This is a genomic window from Citrobacter sp. Ca225 (assembly GCF_030337175.1).
GTDB lineage: Bacteria > Pseudomonadota > Gammaproteobacteria > Enterobacterales > Enterobacteriaceae > Citrobacter_A > Citrobacter_A amalonaticus.
Genome location: NZ_JAOWCD010000021.1, coordinates 1 through 403 on the forward strand (window position 1 = coordinate 1; position 403 = coordinate 403).

General features: G+C 55.6%; 1 pseudogene. It reads right to left on the reverse strand.

The features are described from left to right. A pseudogene (locus OGW13_RS00735) lies at positions 1 to 403 on the reverse strand (IS1-like element IS1A family transposase); the annotation flags it as partial.

Below are 403 nucleotides of genomic sequence, written 5' to 3' on the forward strand. Positions count from 1 at the left end.
TCAAAGGGTGACAGCAGGCTCATAAGACGCCCCAGCGTCGCCATAGTGCGTTCACCGAATACGTGCGCAACAACCGTCTTCCGGAGACTGTCATACGCGTAAAACAGCCAGCGCTGGCGCGATTTAGCCCCGACATAGCCCCACTGTTCGTCCATTTCCGCGCAGACGATGACGTCACTGCCCGGCTGTATGCGCGAGGTTACCGACTGCGGCCTGAGTTTTTTAAGTGACGTAAAATCGTGTTGAGGCCAACGCCCATAATGCGGGCTGTTGCCCGGCATCCAACGCCATTCATGGCCATATCAATGATTTTCTGGTGCGTACCGGGTTGAGAAGCGGTGTAAGTGAACTGCAGTTGCCATGTTTTACGGCAGTGAGAGCAGAGATAGCGCTGATGTCCGGC